20 protein-coding genes and 1 tRNA gene are annotated in these 19,887 nt (G+C 57.6%); 18 read left to right on the plus strand and 3 right to left on the minus strand.

What is annotated here, in order from left to right:
* The first annotated feature begins 37 nt into the window (after positions 1–37).
* A complete protein-coding gene (locus RQI55_RS01915) occupies positions 38–379 on the plus strand; it encodes a hypothetical protein (protein WP_243256938.1) in 342 nt (113 codons plus the stop codon).
* Between the two features lie 103 nt (positions 380–482).
* On the opposite strand, the gene RQI55_RS01920 is transcribed toward RQI55_RS01915, so the two are convergent.
* Positions 483–1,220 (minus strand): SIMPL domain-containing protein, encoded by a 738-nt coding sequence (locus RQI55_RS01920; protein WP_243255387.1) that lies wholly within the window; start codon positions 1,218–1,220, stop codon positions 483–485.
* A gap of 185 nt (positions 1,221–1,405) precedes the next feature.
* On the opposite strand from RQI55_RS01920, the gene RQI55_RS01925 reads away from it, so the two are divergent.
* From RQI55_RS01925 to RQI55_RS01955, 7 genes are all read left to right on the plus strand, one after another.
* A tRNA-Ile gene (locus tag RQI55_RS01925) sits at positions 1,406–1,481 on the plus strand.
* Positions 1,482–1,726: 245 nt separating this feature from the next.
* A complete protein-coding gene (locus RQI55_RS01930) occupies positions 1,727–2,785 on the plus strand; it encodes a hypothetical protein (protein ID WP_311272296.1) in 1,059 nt (352 codons plus the stop codon).
* On the plus strand, positions 2,785–3,402 hold the full coding sequence (locus tag RQI55_RS01935) for a hypothetical protein (protein WP_311272295.1): 618 nt from the start codon (positions 2,785–2,787) through the stop codon (positions 3,400–3,402). The genes RQI55_RS01930 and RQI55_RS01935 overlap by 1 nt, the downstream gene beginning before the upstream one ends.
* 219 nt (positions 3,403–3,621) lie before the next feature.
* Positions 3,622–4,002: a hypothetical protein gene (locus RQI55_RS01940; RefSeq protein ID WP_311272294.1), complete on the plus strand. Its 381-nt coding sequence runs from the start codon at positions 3,622–3,624 to the stop codon at positions 4,000–4,002.
* Positions 3,999–5,186, plus strand: coding sequence for a PfkB family carbohydrate kinase (locus RQI55_RS01945; RefSeq protein WP_311272293.1), 1,188 nt, complete (start codon positions 3,999–4,001; stop codon positions 5,184–5,186). The genes RQI55_RS01940 and RQI55_RS01945 overlap by 4 nt, the downstream gene beginning before the upstream one ends.
* Positions 5,183–5,779, plus strand: coding sequence for a 7-cyano-7-deazaguanine synthase (locus RQI55_RS01950; RefSeq protein ID WP_311272292.1), 597 nt, complete (start codon positions 5,183–5,185; stop codon positions 5,777–5,779). Before RQI55_RS01945 ends, RQI55_RS01950 begins: the two co-directional genes overlap by 4 nt.
* Positions 5,780–5,996: 217 nt before the next feature.
* Positions 5,997–6,434 (plus strand): hypothetical protein, encoded by a 438-nt coding sequence (locus tag RQI55_RS01955; RefSeq protein WP_311272291.1) that lies wholly within the window; start codon positions 5,997–5,999, stop codon positions 6,432–6,434.
* Positions 6,435–6,440: 6 nt separating this feature from the next.
* On the opposite strand, the gene RQI55_RS01960 is transcribed toward RQI55_RS01955, so the two are convergent.
* On the minus strand, positions 6,441–7,265 hold the full coding sequence (locus RQI55_RS01960; RefSeq protein ID WP_311272290.1) for a hypothetical protein: 825 nt from the start codon (positions 7,263–7,265) through the stop codon (positions 6,441–6,443).
* A gap of 327 nt (positions 7,266–7,592) precedes the next feature.
* Between RQI55_RS01960 and RQI55_RS01965 the strand changes: the two genes are divergently transcribed.
* The 10 genes from RQI55_RS01965 to RQI55_RS02010 all read left to right on the plus strand — a co-directional run bounded on the left by RQI55_RS01965 (position 7,593) and on the right by RQI55_RS02010 (position 19,312).
* Positions 7,593–8,618, plus strand: a complete 1,026-nt coding sequence (locus tag RQI55_RS01965) for a hypothetical protein (protein ID WP_311272289.1) — start codon at positions 7,593–7,595, stop codon at positions 8,616–8,618.
* A 481-nt stretch (positions 8,619–9,099) separates the two neighbouring features.
* Positions 9,100–9,534, plus strand: coding sequence for a hypothetical protein (locus RQI55_RS01970; RefSeq protein ID WP_311272288.1), 435 nt, complete (start codon positions 9,100–9,102; stop codon positions 9,532–9,534).
* 39 nt (positions 9,535–9,573) lie between these two features.
* Positions 9,574–11,496 (plus strand): AAA family ATPase, encoded by a 1,923-nt coding sequence (locus RQI55_RS01975; protein WP_311272287.1) that lies wholly within the window; start codon positions 9,574–9,576, stop codon positions 11,494–11,496.
* 227 nt (positions 11,497–11,723) lie between these two features.
* Positions 11,724–12,116: a hypothetical protein gene (locus RQI55_RS01980; RefSeq protein ID WP_311272286.1), complete on the plus strand. Its 393-nt coding sequence runs from the start codon at positions 11,724–11,726 to the stop codon at positions 12,114–12,116.
* 689 nt (positions 12,117–12,805) lie between these two features.
* Positions 12,806–12,964, plus strand: a complete 159-nt coding sequence (locus RQI55_RS01985) for a hypothetical protein (RefSeq protein ID WP_311272285.1) — start codon at positions 12,806–12,808, stop codon at positions 12,962–12,964.
* Between the two features lie 74 nt (positions 12,965–13,038).
* A complete protein-coding gene (locus RQI55_RS01990; protein WP_311272284.1) occupies positions 13,039–13,809 on the plus strand; it encodes a hypothetical protein in 771 nt (256 codons plus the stop codon).
* Positions 13,806–16,199, plus strand: a complete 2,394-nt coding sequence (locus RQI55_RS01995; RefSeq protein ID WP_311272283.1) for a hypothetical protein — start codon at positions 13,806–13,808, stop codon at positions 16,197–16,199. Before RQI55_RS01990 ends, RQI55_RS01995 begins: the two co-directional genes overlap by 4 nt.
* Positions 16,196–17,152: a TniB family NTP-binding protein gene (locus RQI55_RS02000; RefSeq protein ID WP_311272282.1), complete on the plus strand. Its 957-nt coding sequence runs from the start codon at positions 16,196–16,198 to the stop codon at positions 17,150–17,152. Before RQI55_RS01995 ends, RQI55_RS02000 begins: the two co-directional genes overlap by 4 nt.
* Positions 17,136–18,641: a TniQ family protein gene (locus tag RQI55_RS02005; RefSeq protein ID WP_311272281.1), complete on the plus strand. Its 1,506-nt coding sequence runs from the start codon at positions 17,136–17,138 to the stop codon at positions 18,639–18,641. The genes RQI55_RS02000 and RQI55_RS02005 overlap by 17 nt, the downstream gene beginning before the upstream one ends.
* Positions 18,638–19,312, plus strand: coding sequence for a type II toxin-antitoxin system PemK/MazF family toxin (locus RQI55_RS02010; RefSeq protein ID WP_311272280.1), 675 nt, complete (start codon positions 18,638–18,640; stop codon positions 19,310–19,312). The genes RQI55_RS02005 and RQI55_RS02010 overlap by 4 nt, the downstream gene beginning before the upstream one ends.
* Positions 19,313–19,435: 123 nt before the next feature.
* Here the strand turns inward: RQI55_RS02010 and RQI55_RS02015 are convergent, their stop codons facing one another.
* Complete coding sequence (locus RQI55_RS02015) at positions 19,436–19,861, minus strand: hypothetical protein (RefSeq protein ID WP_311272279.1); 426 nt, start codon at positions 19,859–19,861, stop codon at positions 19,436–19,438.
* Between the last annotated feature and the right edge of the window lie 26 nt (positions 19,862–19,887).

The following is a 19,887-nucleotide window of genomic DNA, read 5'->3' on the forward strand; positions in this document are numbered from 1 at the left end:
TGGCATCCCGGCGAATGACAGGAAACGGAGTATGACAATGATCAGCACATTTGCAAAAGCAGGCGTTGCGGCCCTTATCGCCCTCGGTGGCATTTCTGCGACGGCATCCACCGCGTCGGCAGGTCCAGATGTTCGCTACGGAATTTACGTGCAGGATGGCTATCGCCACGGCGGCCACCACGGCTGGGGCCGTCCAGATCGCGGCCGTGATCGTTGCGCACCCTGGATGGCTGAAGAAAAGGCCAACCGCATGGGTCTGCGCCGCACACGCGTGGTTGATGTTTCCCCGCGCCGCGTCGTTGTTGCCGGCATCAGCCGCCATGGACGGGATCGCGTTGTGTTCGCCAATGTTCGCGGTTGCCCGGTTATCCGTCGCTAACCGCACCAAGTCTATTTGAAAACAAAAATCCCCTCGTCATTTCAGTGGCGAGGGGATTTTCTTTTGTGGGGTGATGAGGCGCTAAACTGCGCCTCATCAGATGTTACTGTTGCAGCGCAAAGGTTACGTTGACCGTCACCTTGTAGCTGTTTTCACCCGCTGCAATCGGCACGCTATCCGATTTTTCCATTGCCGCTGCGCGCATCATCGTCTGCGGAACGGGCAGGGGCCGCTGCATGTTTTCACTGATCTCGATGATCGGACCCAGCTTCACACCGGCAGCCTCGCTCAGCGTCTTGGCCTTGGCTATCGCATCAGCCACCGCAGCCTTGCGCGCTTCCGTTACCGTTGCTTCCGGCTTGTCATTGGTAAAACTGATGTCGCCGCCCTGGTTGATGCCCAGCTTGACCGAGCTGTCCAGAATCGAGCCGAGCTTGGCAAGATCGCGCACCCGCACCGTCAGCCCGTTATTGACCTGATAACCGGTGATTTCAGGCGCGATATAGACGCCGTCTTTAGGCTCGAACTGCTTGTACACAGGCTGAACGGAGAAATTGCTGGTCTGCAAATCCCTGTCTGCGATGCCTGCAGCCTTCAGCGCGGCCTGTACCTCGGTCATTGCCTTGCTGGATTCACTCATTGCAGCCGCTGCCGTTTCGGCCTGCTTCATCACGCTGAACGACAAAACCGCCATATCAGGCGCGACGGCGGCATCGCCTTCACCGGATACGCTGATGACCGGCTCGCGTTTCGTATTTTCCTGCGCCGAAGCAACAAGCGGCGAGGCAACCAGCGCGGTAAACGCACACAGCGCCATTGAGCGTACTCGTATCGATGTCATTAAGCTTCCTCTTCATCATGTCCCTGATACGTGTGTTGCAGGAGATTATGTAGCGAATACGGCATAGTTCACACGTCGCCGGTTACAACGGCTTGTCGCGTCCAGAAAATTGCGTTAAAGCCAAATCCGCGTCGGGTTGAACCATTGCAACCCCCGCATTCCGGCAAGGCTTCAAGCACCGGAAAGGGCCTGTAGCTCAATGGTTAGAGCCGGCGGCTCATAACCGCTTGGTTGGGAGTTCGAGTCTCTCCAGGCCCACCATTTTTCTCTAGTTCGTCAGACTCGGTGATTTTTTCATCAATTCGATTTAACTGACGTCCATTGATTTAATTGAGGAAATCTTATTGCCACCGTTCGGTGAACCGACTTTTCCGCAAGTCGACCAAAACCGCTATAACGCCCTACGAGTAGTCTACGCGTAGCTGTGTGAATAACGCTTAACTACCCATTGCAAGAGCTGGGGTGTGATCTTACATCTTTACTCAATTTTTATTGGAGATTCTTGGATGAGCGACTTCAGTAAAGGCAGTGGCGGTATTTTTGGACTTGGACTTGGGATACCGCAGACCGAGAAAACGAATGATTTCACTGGGCTCGGGTCCCTGTTCGAATCGTTGAGCGAATCGGTTCGTCGACGGAGTTCGTGGAATGATCGCTTTACGCATTGGGAAAAGGCGGAAAGCACAACGGAAACAATAGCAATAGAGCGCGGACGCTCCGTCGTTCAAGGCATTCTCGAAGCCAATCAAGGTCTTCGCTCAGAGGGTGTGAGGTTTGTCCCACAGGGCAGCTTCACCAATCGCACGAACGTCCGCAACGAAGCCGACATCGACTTGCGGGTCCAGCATCCGTTGCTTCGAATCGAACACGAAGCGGGGGTCGATCCAGCATCTGCCAATAATGCTTACGGCTACTACGACGTCGGCCGCACCTATACGCAGATCGCGGGCGACATGCGCGCGACGATCGCAGCCGAATTGAAGTCTTCGCTCGGTAAGAGCAACATCGACGATTCGGGAAAGAAGGCGATCCGGGTCAAGGGCGTGGCAGGCAGCCGCGGCGAAGTTGATGTCGTCTCCTGCTTTACCCTGCACCACATCTTTATTCCGCAAGGCGCTTACCAGTACGATCGCATCGAGGGCGTAGCTATTCTCGGTTTGGATGGAAGCTGGACCCTCAACTATCCAGATCAGCACATTGCGAACGGACGCTTGAAGCGGACAACTACCAACCATCAGTTCAAGCGGATCGTCCGTATCGTCAAGCGTATGCAGTCTGACATGATCGAGCACGGCGTCATCACCGAGCGCGTTCCGTCTTTCCTGGTCGAATGCTTGATTTATCTGGTTGAAGACCACCACTTCGTCATGAACGAAGACCGCTACGACCGCGTGAAACGCGTCCTGAATCGCAGCCTCGAGATCATCTCGCAGCCCAGGCTGAACCTCAACTACTACCCTGAGATCAACGGCATTAAGCCGCTCTTTGGCGTCAAGCAAGCATGGACAGTAGAGAAGGCTCACTGGTTCCTCGCGAGCGCGATACGCCACCTCGGAGAATGCTGATGTGGTCTCTTCTCCAGCGAAAGACGCAGGTGACGATCATTGTCTTTGCGTCGGTCGTTTCCACACTGGGTTTGCAGGCGCTCTGGCTTTGGTTGATGGGCGAGCAAACCAACTGGTGGAAGTGGCTATCGCTAGTGGTGTTCATAGTCGGTGTGGTTTTGGTGACCGCTGCAGACCTGCTCTGGTTCCCTATCGCGCGAAGGTTTCCGATCCTGCAAAGAAAGCTGTTTCCAGACCTGAACGGGGCGTGGAAAGGTCATCTCTATTCGACATGGGTAAATCCTGAAACCGGACAGACGCCGCCGCCGATAGCGACGACCATAACGATCCGCCAATCGTTTTTCTCGACTAGCATCACTCTCCAAACGGGCGAGTCGCGTTCGCAGTCGACGCGAGCCTTCCTCGAGCCAGATTACGTGAACCGTCGGTACCGCGTCTGGTATAGCTACAACAATGATCCTCAGGCCGTTTACAGGTACCGAAGCTCACCGCACGAAGGCGTTGCCTATTTAGACCTTGACTGGGACAAGAATCCTAACGAGCTCGTCGGAACTTATTATACGGCGAGGAAGACAACTGGCGATATGAAGCTCAAGCGAAAGCGGGATCAAAGCTAGCCGACGATGAATCTTACGCAAACCCTGTGATCTTAGAGGACACCACCGTCAAGCCGATGCCGAATACACATCTGCAACTGGCGATCAGTGGATTTGCATCTCGCTAGTTCCCCATAATCGATAATTATACAGCTTCTTCAAAGTCATAATACAACCCTACCGATTGACTGATGCTAAAGTAGAGATAATCTGGCTACTCAGCAAAGGAGGAGCTACGATATGTCCGGACCAGGTGACCCTCGCAATAGCGACAATAATGACACGAGATGGGCACCCACATCGACTACGCCCCAGCCCGGGCAGGGTGGAGGCGGTGGCGGCGCAGATGCCGCGGGGACCAACCCCTGTGTATTTACGGAAGAAACCATCCTCGCGTCTCCCAACATGGCTGTCATCAGCACCATTTCTGTCGGGGCCATTCTGAAGGTCGTTCAGGCGGGATCGCGTGTTGTCGCGCAAGCCCCGGCGGGTACAGCAGGCGCGATAACGTCGGCGCGATTGCCGGACATCATCCAGTGCCTAAATGCTGGACAAAAGTATCTTGCCAGCGTGACGCAAATTAGCGGTGGCGCGGTAACCGTGGAAATCTATCCGGCATGAGCGTTATCGATATTGTCGGCGGCATCTACCGTGAGGAATGCGCCTTTCCATATTGGGATCAATTGTATGGCTCGGCAGGCCGCGCGGCGTCTGCGTTAACCGGACACGTCTCGAGCATCAATCTCCATAGTGCATTGGCAACCGAGGGACTCGTGACCGCGAACGCGATTTTTGCGTCCGAGGGAATCAATCTCCGAATTACCCCGCGGAAGCAATCAATCGGCTTCGAGTATCTTCATTGCCTCTCTGTCCCGAAGATCAAACCGGGATGGAACGTCGAGCAAGTCAGCATGCCGTCTGTTTCGGGCGATGTTATCATAAAGTTCGGAATGCTCGAGAGCGATCCAGTGGTGTCGGGCGGCCATGTTGTTTACGACCCGCAGTCGCCTTCAAATCCAGTGCCATTCTCCACTTCGGGGTCGGCGGCCAAGCATCTTGCAATTATCGCCAACCGCGGCGAGATACTCGCTCTCGCGAAGACGCTATCCGTCGACACCGCGGTATCCACCCTATTCAAAGCCGAGAAGGCAGAAGTAATCGTCGTCAAGGACGGTATCAACGGCGCGTCTGTCTACGAGGCTTCGGGTTCAAACTATGTACCCGCTTACGTAACGCAGAATGTTTTCACAATCGGTTCCGGTGACGTCTTTGTTGCTGCGTTCGCGCTCGCTTGGGCAATAAATGGAGCGTCGCCCGCACAGGCTGCGGAATACGCCAGTCGTTCGACAGCGGATTATGTCGAAACCCGCATGCTTCCGATTGTTCCACTGGGCGCCGAGCCTACTGCACGTAGGCCAGTGGCAAAAGCGGGTGGTCATATTTATCTCGCCGGACCATTTAGGGAAGTCGGCCAGCGGATGATGGTCGACGACGCACGAGAGCAACTGCAGAGATTGGGAATGAGCGTCTTCAGCCCGATTCACGATATCGGACCCGGAACGGCGGACATTGTGGTAAAGCAAGACCTCGCGGCTATCGTTCAGTGTGACGCCGTCTTTGCGATTTTGAACGGGAGCAGCCCTGGAACCGTATTCGAGGTCGGCTATGCGCGCGCCCTTGGCAAACCCGTGTTTTGCGTTGCCCAGAATATGCGTGACGTTGATCTCAAGTTACCAAAGGGATCAGGCGCACATCTCCATCAAGACTATGTCAGTGCTCTTTTCCAGATAGCGTGGCGCGCATGAGGCGGGCTCTACTCCTGTCAGGTGGCATGGATTCCACATCGATTGCCTATTGGCGCAAACCCGATCTCGCGATCACCATCGATTATGGCCATAAGGCAGCAGCCGGGGAAATCCGTGCAGCCACTGCTGTCTGCACGGCGCTCGCTATCGAACACAAGATCATTCATTGCGATCTCTCGGCACTCGGGAGCGGCGACCTCGCTGGCACTGAGGCCGACCCCCATGCACCAGCCAGCGAATGGTGGCCCTACAGAAACCAGATGCTGGTCACCATTGCGGCAATGGAGTGCATCAAACACAAGATCAATGTTCTTGAAATCGGAGCGTTGCGAACCGATGGGTTCCACGTTGACGGACGTCAGGAGTTCGTGGACGCGTTGAGTGAATTACTGTCGATGCAGGAAGGTGAACTGAGACTGGAGGCTCCCGCGGCCGCCTATTCCGCCGAGGAACTTGTGCAAGTTTCAGGCATCCCGATGGATGTCCTCGCTTGGTCGCACTCCTGTCACAAGAGTGACTATGCGTGCGGTTACTGCCGGGGTTGCGAGAAGCACTATCTCACAATGAGGGCGATTGGCGTTGCGCCCTATTGATCCGAGCCCTACGGGTAAACCTCCCGAGTTGTCCGCGCCGAGCTGGCTTGAAGCCAGAAGGCTAGAGATACCCGTCATAGATTGTCCGCGACGGGACTTTGCCGACCTCCTACGTACCAGACGCTCAACGCGACAGATGCAGGTCGCTGCTTTATCCCAGGTGGCATCCGTGGTTCGGGAAGCCCTCAAAAGCGATTTTATAGGGACCGGATCGCATATGGGACGTAAGCTGAAACGAGTGATCTCCGCTGGCGCGCTTCATCCCATCAGGTGCGTTATCATCGATCCCCATGGATACGCGGTCTCATACGACGACAACGATGACGCATTCCTCGCGGTCAAACCGCGCAAGCCGGACCTCATTGCAGAAGGGTTGGAGAGTTGCTCGACAGTACTCCCATCGGCGCATGGTCACGTCATCGTGCTGATAGCCGATGTCTACTTGACGTCCACGGTATACAAAAACCCGGGGTCATTACTTTGGCGCGACGCTGGCGCTGTTCTGCAAACTCTGGCGCTGACGAGCGAAGCATTCGATCTCGGCTTTTGCCCCCTCGGCATCCTCGGGCAGGACTTCGCCGACGCACTTCTTCCCGAAGACGACCACTATCTTGGGGTCGGCGTCGCAGTGATAGGACAGCGCGTTTCAGTGTGAGAGAAATCAGAACGCGAGTTGGAGCTGAGTGGTTGCGACCGTCTTTATCGGTCTGGAGGTCGGCCCGATCCGCCTCATGAGGTCCCAGATGACAGCATCAAGAACACTGGCTCGCACTTTGATGGCCTGCGCGAATTTCAGGAATAGGTTCTCAAGACCGAAGTAGTCTTTGGCGGGATGGGTGTCCTCGTCAAAAACGTTCATCATCACGCAGGCACGGTGAAGATGGACGTCTATTATGGCGACTTCGTCCGAATCCAGATGATTGCGGACAACCCAGGACGCGGTCTTAGGTCCGACCCCCGGTAGACCGAGCAATTGCTCCCTGAGTTCGCGCTCTGGAACGTCGACAGAAAAACTCCGCGCTATTGACAAAGAACGGGCTAAATACGAGGCTTTCTGACCAGCGAACCGATAGCGTCTCGATTTGCCGTCAAAACTGAACGGTTCGAGCAACCTGTCGAGGAGGTCCTTCTCGCTGGCGTGACCATCAAGTAGCTCGTCCTTGCGCAGGCGTTCGAACGCGACCATTCCCATCTCGGCAGGAATTCCGTAGCCGCCAAGAAGGCACACTGCGATCTCTTCGAGTAACGTATTTCCAAGTCGATGATCACGATAGCGATTGCAACGCATCTGGGCTTCGGACTGGTATTTCCAGAACGCAGGCGTAAAAAGCTCGTCCGGAACTCCCCAGCAGACGCCAGGCATAACCTCGTCGATGCTCTCTGGAACAGTATGTTCCTCAATCTTTCCGTTGATGTTGATCCAGAACCGCTGCATATCGTCCCTCTCGCGGCCGTTCCCAGAGCATTCGGTGGAACCTCTGTCCATGGGAACTCGCAACATTTCGTTTGCTATCCACGATAATCACAGCAAACTTGCGCGAGCGGTTCGGCCAAAATCAGTCCTGCGCGAGATTTAAGCAAGTCACAAATGCCGAAAGAGTCACCTGGGTCGAGCGTTGGATTTTCAAATTGAACATACGGCTGTCTGCATTCTGGGTTGGCATTGGAGATTGTTAGCGCTGATGATTGACAGCCAAACGACGTGCCTCACAGTAATCCAGAGCAGTTCAGTCCCTCAGCTGCCAGTTTTTGCTGGACTTCCTGATCCCTTTCACGAAGCTGTTTGACCGTAACGAGGTTGTGGGAGATTAGGTTGGTCGGCGCGGTTTATTCTATCAAGCTTGGAGCAGACAATTATTTCAAGGAGGAATGCCAACAGCGAAACATCGCTGGGCTGATGCTGGACAAACCGTATTTCGATGCGTGGTCTACGGGTGATCGTGATGCCCACCTTGCGGTCCATATGGCTAGGGATGAAAAGGGAAAGAGTGAAGCCGCGACAAAATCGGAATCGACGCGATGGTTCAACTACGCAACGAAGATCGCGAACAGTGTCGACGACATCTTTATCAACATCGATGGTGACGCTGTAACTTGGGCGCGGTCGGTTTTCCCTGCGAACAACAAGATGGTTGCGGGCGAACCGATCTTGGTCCCTCACAATCATCCGGTTTCGGGAGCTAAGGTGGTCGCCGTAGGTGCCCGAGTGGGTGGCTGGAGCGACATGACCAGCAGCGGCGTGAAACTACAGCTCAAATCCATCCACAAGCGCGCTCAGGACTACATCGTTAAACTGACGGCCTTGTCCCCAATTACTGACGCAGACATGAAGCTCTATCTCGAAACATTGCTGACAGGCGGAGACGTTTCCGATTGGCATAAGCGGTCCGACTGGAAACAAAGGCAAGAAGGCACGACTGGACATTCTCTGGTCCTAAACGCCTCGATGCTTCAAAAAGGCATCTCCGAGTTGACGATGTCCATTCAGGGGACGGTAGACTGGTCAAACGGCCAGCGCATCCTCACGAAGCTCAAGGACAAGAAGCTCGAGGGCTGCACAATAGAGCAAATGAAAACACGGCTAGAAGAACTATGGTTTGTGCAAAAAGGCATCTGCAAGCTTACCGGCTTGAAAATGCATCTGCCTGGCCAAGCAGGTGAAATTAAAGACTTACTGCTGTCGCCAGATCGCATCGACAGCAATGGACACTACTCGCTGGGAAACGTCCAACTGGTCTGCCGATTTGCGAATTTTTGGAAGCTGGCTAGTGACAATAAGCGGTTCCTCGATCTGCTTGATATGGTTGTCCAGCAAAAGATCGAAGACCTCGGATATTAGTTCGTGACTTCATTGGCCTTCATACGAACTGAACTGGTCAGAGGGCTTGTGGGCGGCCATCGCATCGCTCATCGAGACCTGTAGACACTACTGGACGAACTGGGTCAGGCGAACGAGCGGAGCCCGCTCACCCGGATAAGTTGACGTCAATATTTTTACATCAGATGGTTGACTTTAAAATTTTGTTCTATAAATGTTCTCCCTATGGAAAACATCTCGCATCATCTCATACGAATAGGTTGACCCTCGCTGCCGCGATGACCGCGGTGTCGATCAACCCTTTTTGTCCGAGGATGCCATGGGAATTGCAAAGCAGGCCGTTGCATTGCGCGCCGCCAGAAACTCCGCTTCGATCAGAACATTTCAGCCGACCGGCACTGTGAAGTGCGACGGAGTCCGACTTTTCCGCTCACAGTCCGCCCGCGATGTAGGGTGTCTTCTAGACGTAAACCCTTCGGTGACATCCTGGCGCTGTATGCCCATGCCGTTCAAGCCCGGTGGGCTGACGCATGTTTTCGATTTCGAAGCCTTCGACGACGATGGCGCCGTCCTGTATCTCGACGCGCCTGACCGTGCCAGGTCCCTCGACACCGCTCTACTCGCGACTGAGGTGAGACGACTGGACGCGCGATACAGGTTGCTCGACAGAGCTGAAATCTATGATGGCTTTAGGCTGCGGAACGCCAAGGACCTGCTTCGCTACGCCGAAGCCTCCGCTCCCCTTGGGGATCGCCTTCGTGTTCTGGCAGCGCTCGACGAACACGGCTCCCTGCCGATGGCTGAATGCCTCAATGCCTTTCAGGAAACCAAGCCCGTCGCCGGCATCGCGTCGCTCATTCTACATGGCTATGTCGAGGTAGACCTCGACGATGCGCCGATTGGGCCGGAGACGGCGGTGCGGAGGATAGCGCGATAGGAAATCGCCACCCGTCTTTCGTTGTTGGAGTATCCTGCCGTGCCCAAGTTCAGAACCACAAGTCGACCTCCTTCTCTGCCGCCTCTGGCCATCGCTGTCGCGCGATGCGGCGTTCGCAACGCCTTACGGCCGTTTTTGCGCCGAAGGGATATCGCTTTCATCGCCGCTCTGATCGTTCCCGAAGGTACGGCCGATTACTATCGGCGCGCTGCTTCCGGCCTTCTCGATGCCTCCGAATACGTCGATGACTTCGGCCGCGATAAGGCGGTCGTGTTCACCGTCGATGTACCGACTAACGATCCGCGGGCGGTATTCACCCGCGTGAAGGACGCGCGCCAGGTCGTCGTCGTCACCGAAAAGCGTGAAAATCTGACCGAACACTTCCTTGCGGGTATCGACCTGGTCACGGAGGTAATCAGGGCAGTGCCCGAACATTTCATCGCCGCGGCTAGGGAGGCGAAGGTGCAGGGTATGACCCGCGATTACGCCGAGTTCCTGTCGACACAATCGTTCGACGCCATCCTGCTGGCGGTCAGGCCGACCCGACCGCTCACGAGTTCGGTTCGCCAGTTGAAGCGCATGGCAGCGCGAATGGGTGAAGCGGAACCCGTCAAGGAGGAGTCGCTACGGGTGTGCCTGGAGGACATGTACGGGTATGGTGAAGCCAAGACCTGGGGCCTCCGGTTGGCCGAGGATTTGAAGGCTTGGCGTGCGGGCGAAATCACGTGGGACGATGTTGATCGCGGTGTGCTACTCTATGGTCCTCCGGGTTGCGGAAAGACTTCTTATGCAAAAGCTCTGGCCGCGACCTGCGACATCGGACTCGTCTCCGAGTCAGCCGCGAAATGGCAGGCTCAAGGCCATCTGGGCGATTATCTGAAAGCCATGAGGTCGGCGTTCGAACAGGCGAAGAAGAAGGCTCCCTGCCTTCTTTTCATCGACGAATTCGACTCGTTCGGTAACCGTGACGCGCCGACGTCTGACGACCACCATCGCGATTACCGTCGCCAGGTCATCAACGGCCTCCTCGAATGCCTTGATCCTTCCGAAGGACGAGAAGGCGTGGTGGTGGTCGGGGCGACCAACAATCCCGTCGTCATCGACCCCGCGCTGCTGAGATCGGGGCGGCTGGAAACATTGGTCGAAATCCCGCTTCCCGATAACGGTGCCAGAGTCGCCATTCTGCGTCATCACCTCAACGGTCACCAGATCGAGGGCGACCTCGCGAGCTTCGTGTCAGCGACGCGGGGATGGTCCGGTGCCGACATCGAAAAACTCGCTCGGGATATCCGTCGCATCGTCAGACGACGCAACGTCGCCGTGACCGAGAGTCTGCTTCTGGAGACTTTACCGCAGCGCTATTCCTTGAGCGAGAAGGAACTGCGACATACAGCCGTCCACGAGGCCGGGCATGCCATCGTCGGCGCCTTGATGTCGTCGGATATCCTGGTCAGCGTTGGCGTGGAACGGGACGTGTCCATGCAGGGCGGGTCGCAGGTTGCCGGGCAAGCGATCTTCGAGCCCACCGGAGACATTATCAGGACCGCGTCGTACTACAACGGCAGGATCGCGACGCTGCTCGGCGGTATCGCGGCGGAAACGGTGGTGTTTGGCCATCACGCCGACGGAGCGGGAGGCGCGTTATCGTCCGACCTTGCCGTTGCGACCGATGTGGCGACGCGGACAGAGCGCCATTATGGCCTTGGGGCCACGCTTTCGGTCGAACTCGGGAAGGGTGATGGCGGTCTGGCGCATCTTCGCGATCACGATCTGGAACTCCGGCGGCTCGTCGAGGCTCGCCTCAAAGCGCAGTTTGATCGTGCTGTAGGCATCCTCTCCGCCCGTCGTGCCGAACTCAACGACCTGGTGAATATCCTTGTGACCAATGGTGGAGCCACGGGCGACGAGGTCCGGAGAATGCTGTTCAAGGGTTCAACGAATACCGCATCCGTCGTCCCATGACGGCTAGCGGTCCAGGCTCCGTCCTCGTTTCGAGAGGACGGAGCCGCTTATCGAGGCTGTTTCGGGGTCTTGAAGAGACCTTCATGGCACGATCTCTCAATATGGTTAACGAATTTTCAAGCCGACGTTGGCCGAGCAGCCGCGGAGGCCAATACCGGCCTAGTTGCAAAGGGTGGTCTGATCGGAATTTGCAGTTCGCACCCGTCTTTAAGGAGATCGGCAAGGAAATGAAGTTGAAACAGGAGAACGAGTTCTTGAATAACTCTGAAAACGGATTTCGTCTTAATTCCTTGACGGAAGTGGAAATTAAAGACTCCGAAACGGTTCAGGCAAGGATTCGTTATGGCAGTCGCTGCGACATTTCCCTGCTTCATACGGATGAGGTAAATCTGAAAAATCGCGCTCCCTGGCGGTTTCCAAAACGAGCCTGGAAAATGCGCCGAGCCCGTCTGGGCCGGGCTGCCGCGTCGCGGACATCCGTAACACTTGCCGCATCGAATCCTTGCATCGTCTACGTGTGGACGGCTCGTCGGCAAGCGTCTTATCGCGGCGAATCCTTGGGAAATCGTTGCCCGGGTTACATCGGTGCGCACGCCATGGATTCGTGCACGAGTTCTTGAATTTACGAGTGAATTCAAATCACTCGCATTTTTGCACGAATTCCTTGACGTGGCTCGACGTGTGAATCAGGGGAGCGCGGACCGAGAAATGACGTGAGCTCGTAAAGGTTGTGGGCATCAGGTGAGCCGTCCGCCGACTTGAGGCCGACCAACCGCCTAAGGTCAATTTCAGAAGGCCCGGAGATATACCAATGCGAAGAAATCTAGACTATGTATCGGACAACGGCAGAGGAAGACCGGACGTCAAAGTCCATGACCCAAAGCCGGACGTGAAAACGGGCCGCGTACTAGCGCGACCCGTTTTAAGGTGGCTGGACCTGTTGAAGCAGGTGTCAGCCGCATGGCTCGAAAGAAAAGGAAAAAAGCCATGGCGCATTTGTATTCCGGCTAGATCGGAAATTCAACAGGAAAACCGGCGACTTGGCCCGATGACGCCTAAAGCGTTAACGGGACCGGCTGAGCCGTGTTTTCCGCCAGGCCTGATGTCGATTTCCGGGGCACTCGTCTCGGTTAAGGCTCTAATTGCGCAGGTCCGGGTGACGGAGCGAATAGGCGGGCGGCACTGGCCGTTCGCTTCCGCTCCGACCTGATCCCACGCCAGAGCGCGGCATAGGTCGAAGCTTCAATACATCGTTGGATTTTCAATCGTCCCGTCGTCAGAGACGAACGGGCAGCAGAAGGACTATGCCATGAATCTCGTCAGAAGTGCTTTCAACGGATGCCTTCACCTCGGCTCCATGGACTTTGATCGTGAGGGCCTCGCCCAGATCACCGCGGTCGAACTCGATGAGGAACTGCGGCGCATGATCTGCTCCGTTTCCGATCGCCCGGATCGAAACGGCCTCTAACCCTAACCGAAAGAAATGGCGACCCGGAGCGGGGACACAGTTCCCGCGACCGGCGGAGCTATGGAAAGGAAAAGATGAAACACGTCTTCACGGAACCCTACAAACCCGGCCGCACCGTCAAGGACCGTGCCCGCCATCCGACCCTTCCGGGCGTCTTCCCGACGCGGAAGGCTTTGACGCCCTGGGTGCGGACACGGCTGCCCCTGATGATGGACGGCCTAATCCACCTCGAGACCGATCCCCGTGTCGAGCGGATCGCGGTCTATCCACCCAAGCTTGAATACTCCGTCCGGCATGAGTTCGGTGGCCGATCGAAGGTCAGGACCGTGGCTCCCGATGTCGCCGTCCTCGAAGACGATGGCTACGTCACCGTGATCGAATACGTTCCCGTTGCCATCCAGGACGAACGTGCGGGGTTCGCCGAACGTGTTCGAAACCTCAGGCAAATTTACCGCGAGGAACACGGTTGCGGTTACGCGGTGCATTCCGAGCTTTCGATTCACATCGAACCGAGAATGACGAACCTGCGCCGTCAATACGAGCACAGCTTCGTTAACGACCGTCCCGCGCTCGAGGCGGTGCGGGATGCGCTCTATCGCCATGGGCTTCCATCGACGATCGGCGCTGTGCGCGCCGCCGTGAACCTGCCCCCGCCCGTCTACGAAGTACTCGGCAGCGACGATAAGGCCGTTTTCTCGCGGACGCTTGACGAAATCGACCGCCATTTCACCGCGCTGATGCAACTCGCCCATCGTGGCGAGATCGAGATCGACCTTTCGCGCCCGTACGACGACCGCTCCGTCATTAGTTGGCCGCGCCACCGTTCGAAGGAGAACCAACCATGAGCATCTACGCCAAACCCGGCGATTTCCGCACCTTCGGCAGTTTGCCCGTTGCCATCACAGCCATCGAACTCGAGCTTCCCAAGCACGACTTCGCGGCTCCGCTATCTCAGCCCGTCTTGATCGCCGTGGATGAGAAATACATGATTTTCAGCCCCGGTCGCCGCAAGGTCGGGCATTACGCAGTGCGCTCTTGGGATGCCGACGACCATCATGGGGCTGTGGCAACCCTCGTCAACGTGTTCGGCGGCGGCACGATCTATCTCACCAATAATCAGCTCGTGACACTCGAGCGACAGGGCCGCTTTAAGCCCTATAAGTCCTCTGGGGGCATCGTTGACGACGGGCAGACCCTTGCGCTCAAGGATTGGCAGATCGAAAGCGCCAAGAAGTGGCTGGGATACGTTGACGAGATCGCCAAAGCCGCCGAGCGTCGAGCTCGTCCGGCTGACAAGACCCTGATCCTTCAGGTTGCCGCCGACCGCGCCGACCGCCTGGGCGACAACCCGCCACCTTCCTATAGCCGCCTCAGGCAGAAACTCGCCGTCTACTACGCCAATCAGTTCGATCCGCTGGTGGCGCTTGCCCCGTCGGTTCCGACTGGTAATCGCGTCAAGGGTTTCTCGTCGCTCACCGAACAACTGCTGGAAGATGCCGTGCATCAGGTCAGCCTGCAGTCGGAAGGGGACTGGGACGACGTCAAAACCCTCTTCCTGAAATGGGCGGCCCTCACCGAAAACGAGGCCGTTGGCCGTGAGGTCTTTGACGGGAGCGGCAGGTACCGCGGGCCGTCCGACAGCACGATCCAGCGCCGTTGGGCCAAGGTCGACAACTTCGTTAAATACGCCAACAGGTACGGACCCGATGCAGCGCAGAAGAAATTCGGTATCTACATTCGTCAGGTCCTTCCAGACAGTGCGCTGGACACCGTGGACGTGGACTGGACGCAGGCCGACCTGACGGCCATCGACAATATCTATCCAGTGTTCTGGGAGCGCCCGTGGCTGTGTCTCTTCCGGGATCGCTGCACGGCCGCAGTGGTGGGATTCGCTGTTTCGTTCGAGGGGCCCAGTTACATTGGCATTCTCGCGGCGCTTAAACACGCGATCTATCCTAAGGACATGTCCGCGTTCCCGGGGCTGGTCTATCTCCCCTACGGTCTGCCTGCGAAAGTCGGCGTCGATCTGGCGATGGAAAACCTGTCGGAGAACATGCGTTCCGCTGCGGCCCAGCTCGGTTTCCAGATTGTGGAATATCGTGGCTCCCACGGATGGGAGAAAGGCGGCGTAGAACGCGTGTTCCGGGTCATCAATCAGGACGTGCTCCATATCGCCCCCGGCTCGACGTTTTCCAACCCTCAGCGTCGCAAGGAATACGACGATGCTAAAAAGGCGGGCTTGCCCGTTCTGACGCTGGGGGAACTCGAGGCCTGGCTCCTGACATACTTCGCGACGAAGTATCACACGCGTCCCGTAAAGGGCCTCGGGGTCCTGCGCTCGATGAAGGCGATCCCGAACGACAAGTGGACTGCCACGATCAAACAGGCTCCGCCGCGCCGTCCTGTCGATCCGCTGATCTTTGCGCGCCTCGCCGGCGATTTCACTTACAGGACCATCCAGAACGATGGCATTCTTTGGGATTGCCTGCGCTATGCCGATCCTGCCCTCACTGTATTCACCGCTGACCCCAAGCATCGGACCGCGGCCGATCGCTCGGAAACCACACGGTACAAGTGCGTGCGCGATCCTAATGACCTCGCCCGCATCTGGGTCGTCAATCACCATGTCAACCCGCCGACTTTCATCGAAGTCCCGATCTGCGGCTCGGATTCCGCTTACGCGACAGGCATGACGCTTTCCCGCCACCGCGCCATTCAGAAGGTGTATCGCGAGCGTCTGAAGGAGGATGCGTCATCGGTGACGGACCTTGTCTCTTTGCGCGGTACGATGACAGACGAGATCAGGGAACTGAATGAGCGCCGTAAAACCATGCGCGTGAAGCATAGTTTCGAGCGCTTTTTCGCGGGGCTCAAGCGCAAGTTTGCCCGCAGCCGCATCGTCGATCCCGTCAACAGCGCCGTCGCAAGCTCGCAGCGTATGCGCATCGACGAACCGTTCGAGCCGTCGCCTTCGAACAGGTCCCATATCGACGTCGAGTCGCGCCGGGGCAGCACGCCCTCCGAAGTCTTCACGGCTGGCACTGACACTTCCGGCGACGGCCATGCCGTGCCGGTCTCGGTTGACCCGCTCTCAGGCCACGAAGGCGAGATCGAACCCCGTACGCGCCGTTCCGAGGTCGAGCCGCCACCGCTCGACGGCCGCACGGAATCCGAGGCCCGCACGTCTGCGGCGGACCTTTTCAACAAATTTCACAGCGAAGGAGAAGATGAATGAGGGTTTTTCCGCAGTTCAACGTCACGCCGATGCTTACCCCGGGCGAACGCGCCGAGGCGGCCTGTCGTCCCCCCGCCGAGCGCCAGGCCATGGTCCGCGACGTCTTGTTTCGCAGCGACGATTTCCTCGCGCGTTTGAAAGACGTCAAACGCTTTCATATGCCCGTAGACGGCGGCACACCGGATGTCGGACAGGTCGGCACGCTTCTCGGGGACTACCGCAGTGGCAAGTCGTTCGTTCTTCAGTACTATGCGAGCAAGCGCCCTCCGGTTCTGACGGACACTGGTTACCAGTACCCGGTGCTATACGTGGAGGCCCGTCGCGACTGGAATTCGATGTCGCTCGGTCGGGAAATCTATGACGCGACGGCGGCCGCCGCCATCCCCAGCCTGTCCGCGGCGACGATCAACAAAATGGCGACGACGAGGCTCATGAAAATGGGCGTCAGGCTTCTCGTCATCGACGACACGCATGCGATCCTCAACGACCGCGGGCAGCGCCGGACTGTCGCTATGTCTCTCGTGAAGTACGTGGCCGACCGGCGCTTCTGCAACGTCCTGCTGGCGGGACATCCCTCCATCGAAAGTGCAGTGTCGGAAATTCCGGAGATCGAGGGGCGTGGCGGTCTTCCCCGCTTCCGTATGCGCAGGTACGACCAGAATAGCGTAGAGGATCGCGAGCGGCTCCAGTATTTCCTTCACGGTGTCGATCTTCTCCTGCCGTTCCGCGAGCTGTCGGGTCTTGGCGAGAACGAATACGTGGCGGACTTCTTCCACATCTGTCGAGGTACGATCGGCTGGCCGATGAATGTCATCACTGCCGCGGCCTTCTTCGCCATCAACGACGGCAGCCCCCGCATCACCCTTCAGCATCTTCGCCGCGCCGCTGCCGAGCGCCTGTCGCTCGATGCGGACTACGTACCTTTCGGACGGGGAGGTGACCGCCGTGCTTGACCGTCTGACTATGCCGTTCAGCAACTGGGCTATCAGGCCGGCCAAGGCTGAAGGTGCCCTCGGTTACTTCGCCCGGCTCGTGGATGAGGAGGGACACGACAGTCTGCGCGTCTACTCGAAATGGATCGAGGTCAACGGCCGCAATATCGTACCGGAGTCGTTGCTCGAAGCCGTGTGCGGTCTTCCTATCTCTGATGACCGCCGTCGTCTGCTCAGGCATGCCACGGCCGTGGAAAGGGATGGGTCTTACCAGCTCGGTGGCCAGCGCTTCGCCAAGCGCGACCTCTCGTTCATGCGGCGGCGCTGGTGTGCGGCCTGTCTCGCGGAGAAGGCATATCACCGGAGCTGGTGGGACATCGTGGCAGTGCGGCGCTGCCCTTACCATGATCTGGAACTCGTCGACCGCGATCTCGACAATCGTTCGGTTGGCTGGTGGTGGCCGAGGTTCGACGTCACGAAAAGTGGAAACGAGTTGGCGTGCGCACGCATGCCGAACGTGTTCCTACGTGGGACCCTGGCGGGCTACATCGTCATGCGTATGGGATACGAGGATGCATGGAGGGCGCCGTTGCTCGATGGTCTCGATGCGACGGTCGTCATCGACGTCTGTCATCTCGTCGGGCGTTTGGTTTCCAACCCGAAGCTGAAGGCGATTCCCCCTCTGACGACCCGCACTGCGGATGTCGGTTATCGCGCTCTGCGTGGCGATCGTGCGCACCTGGTCGAGTTGATCGCCAAATGGATGACCGACAACCTGGCCACCGCCGAGATCGACGCCTCTTACTCGGTCGTGTTCGGATGGGCCTATGCACAGGCTCGCCGTCTACCCGATGAAGCCGCCCGCCGTATGCTGTTGTCGGTTTTTCGCAAGGCACACTCCGCCACCCTGATCGGCAACGTTGAGGTCGACGCGGATCACGATGAACTGATCAGCCTGACTGCGTTGGCAAGTGAGCTGGGGGTTGCTCGTGGCGGCCTCGCCAACCTCGTTAGCGCCCTCGGTACTGGCGAGCACGAGAAACGCGGTAAGCGTCGCGTTTCTTTCGATGCCATCCAGGTTACGGAGATCAGGCGGGAGATCGCCGGGTTGCTGACAAGAAGCGAGGTGGGCCAACTTCTTGGCATCCGCAGTTGGGAAATCTCGCCACTGGTATCCGCCGATTATCTCGTCCCGATCAAGCGCGTTTCCGGAGGAACGTGTTCGGGCGTGCGATTTCTCCGTCGACACGTCGACACGATCCTGAGCGCCATCGCCTCGATCCCGGTCGCGCCGGGCGGAGCATCGAGGAAATTCCGTGCCTACTGCCGTTCGGAAAATCGAGCCGTCGGTGACGTCGCCGTCTCGATCCTCAGAAGGGAGATCGGGGTGGGTCGCATTGACGGCCGCACGGGGTTCCGCGGGGTTCATGTCGCGTTGGACGATGCGCGCATTGGAGCGGAAAACGACAGGAAGACTATGCATCCGATGAACGAGGAGACCAGCGAATGAAGCGTAGAAAGACCATCCTCATGCCCGCGCGTCCGGTTCTCGCGGAAGTCCCGGTGCCTCCCGCCGCGGCAAACGAGGCGCGGCAAAAAGGGGCGCTTAAGACGTGGGATTCCAGCGTGGTCACTATCCTGAGGAAACCAGCGGCTCGCGAAGTATATTGGATTGCCGCAGCTCCTGGCGCGCGCAAACCGGAGTTCACCGGATACCATCCGGGCGTGATCCTGCGCCCCCCGGTTTCGATGTCGCCCCTGGAAGGCACCGTCCTGTTCGTTCCGCTGACCAGTGATCCGCCTCGCGAAATCGGGATGGGTTGCCCGCTTCCGTCATATTGCCGTCAGCTTTCGGAGAATCCAGGTCCGGACAAGGAGCGCACTGTGTGGGCTATCTGCGACAAGATCACGACCGCTAGCATCTGCAGGCTTGAACGCTACGTCGATTACAGTCGTGGTGATATTCACTGGGTCCCGAAGCTCGCGCAGCGCGATTTCGAGGCGATCCTTGAGGGCGTTGCGAGCGCCATCGTCCCTCTGCGCACGTACATCGAAAACCGTGCGGGTGTGAAGCACGCGGCGACCCTAGCGGAAGTTGTTCGCGAACACGATCACCGAGTTGCTTTCCTTGAGGAGGAATTTCTCGAGCAGCTAACCGCGCCGAAAACCAAGGGGCGTTGACGCCCGGGTCAGTGCCCGGTAAACCTTGGCTCTGACCTGCGGGTCAGCACCCATCTCGACTTCGAGATGTAGTCTCTTATCTGGCCTGCGGGCCAGCACCAAAGGCAGGGGAAACCCTGCCTTTTAGATTTTTGGGCTATCCGAACTGGCTGAGTCGAGAATAGCCGCATAAGCATGTCGCAACATCGAAGTCGTGGGCTCTCCAAATACCGTTAGGTTGGCCGCGTGTTTGTCGCTTCCGGCAAAACTCTCGTGCCATGATGACTGATCTGAAACAAAAACCGGGTCACCAAAATCGTCGAACTGGCTTGCGGTCACATCGATGATCACCGATCCGGACCGCAGCCACGCATGGGAGCTCCCGTCACGCCATCCGAGATAGTAGCGGAATTCACCAAGGCCCAACTCCGTGAGATGGTGTCCCAAAAGCAGGCTCGCATCCCCGCACGAACCATTCGGAAAATTATGCAACGTAACCGGGAGGCTGTTCTTCGGTGTCGTTATGATGAGATCGCGGAACTGTTCGGCCGCGTCGTAGAACTCTTTCATGTCGTTCTTCCCGAACGTGACGCAGG

The organism is Rhizobium sp. WCS2018Hpa-16 (assembly GCF_031843705.1).
Lineage (GTDB): Bacteria > Pseudomonadota > Alphaproteobacteria > Rhizobiales > Rhizobiaceae > Agrobacterium > Agrobacterium tumefaciens_C.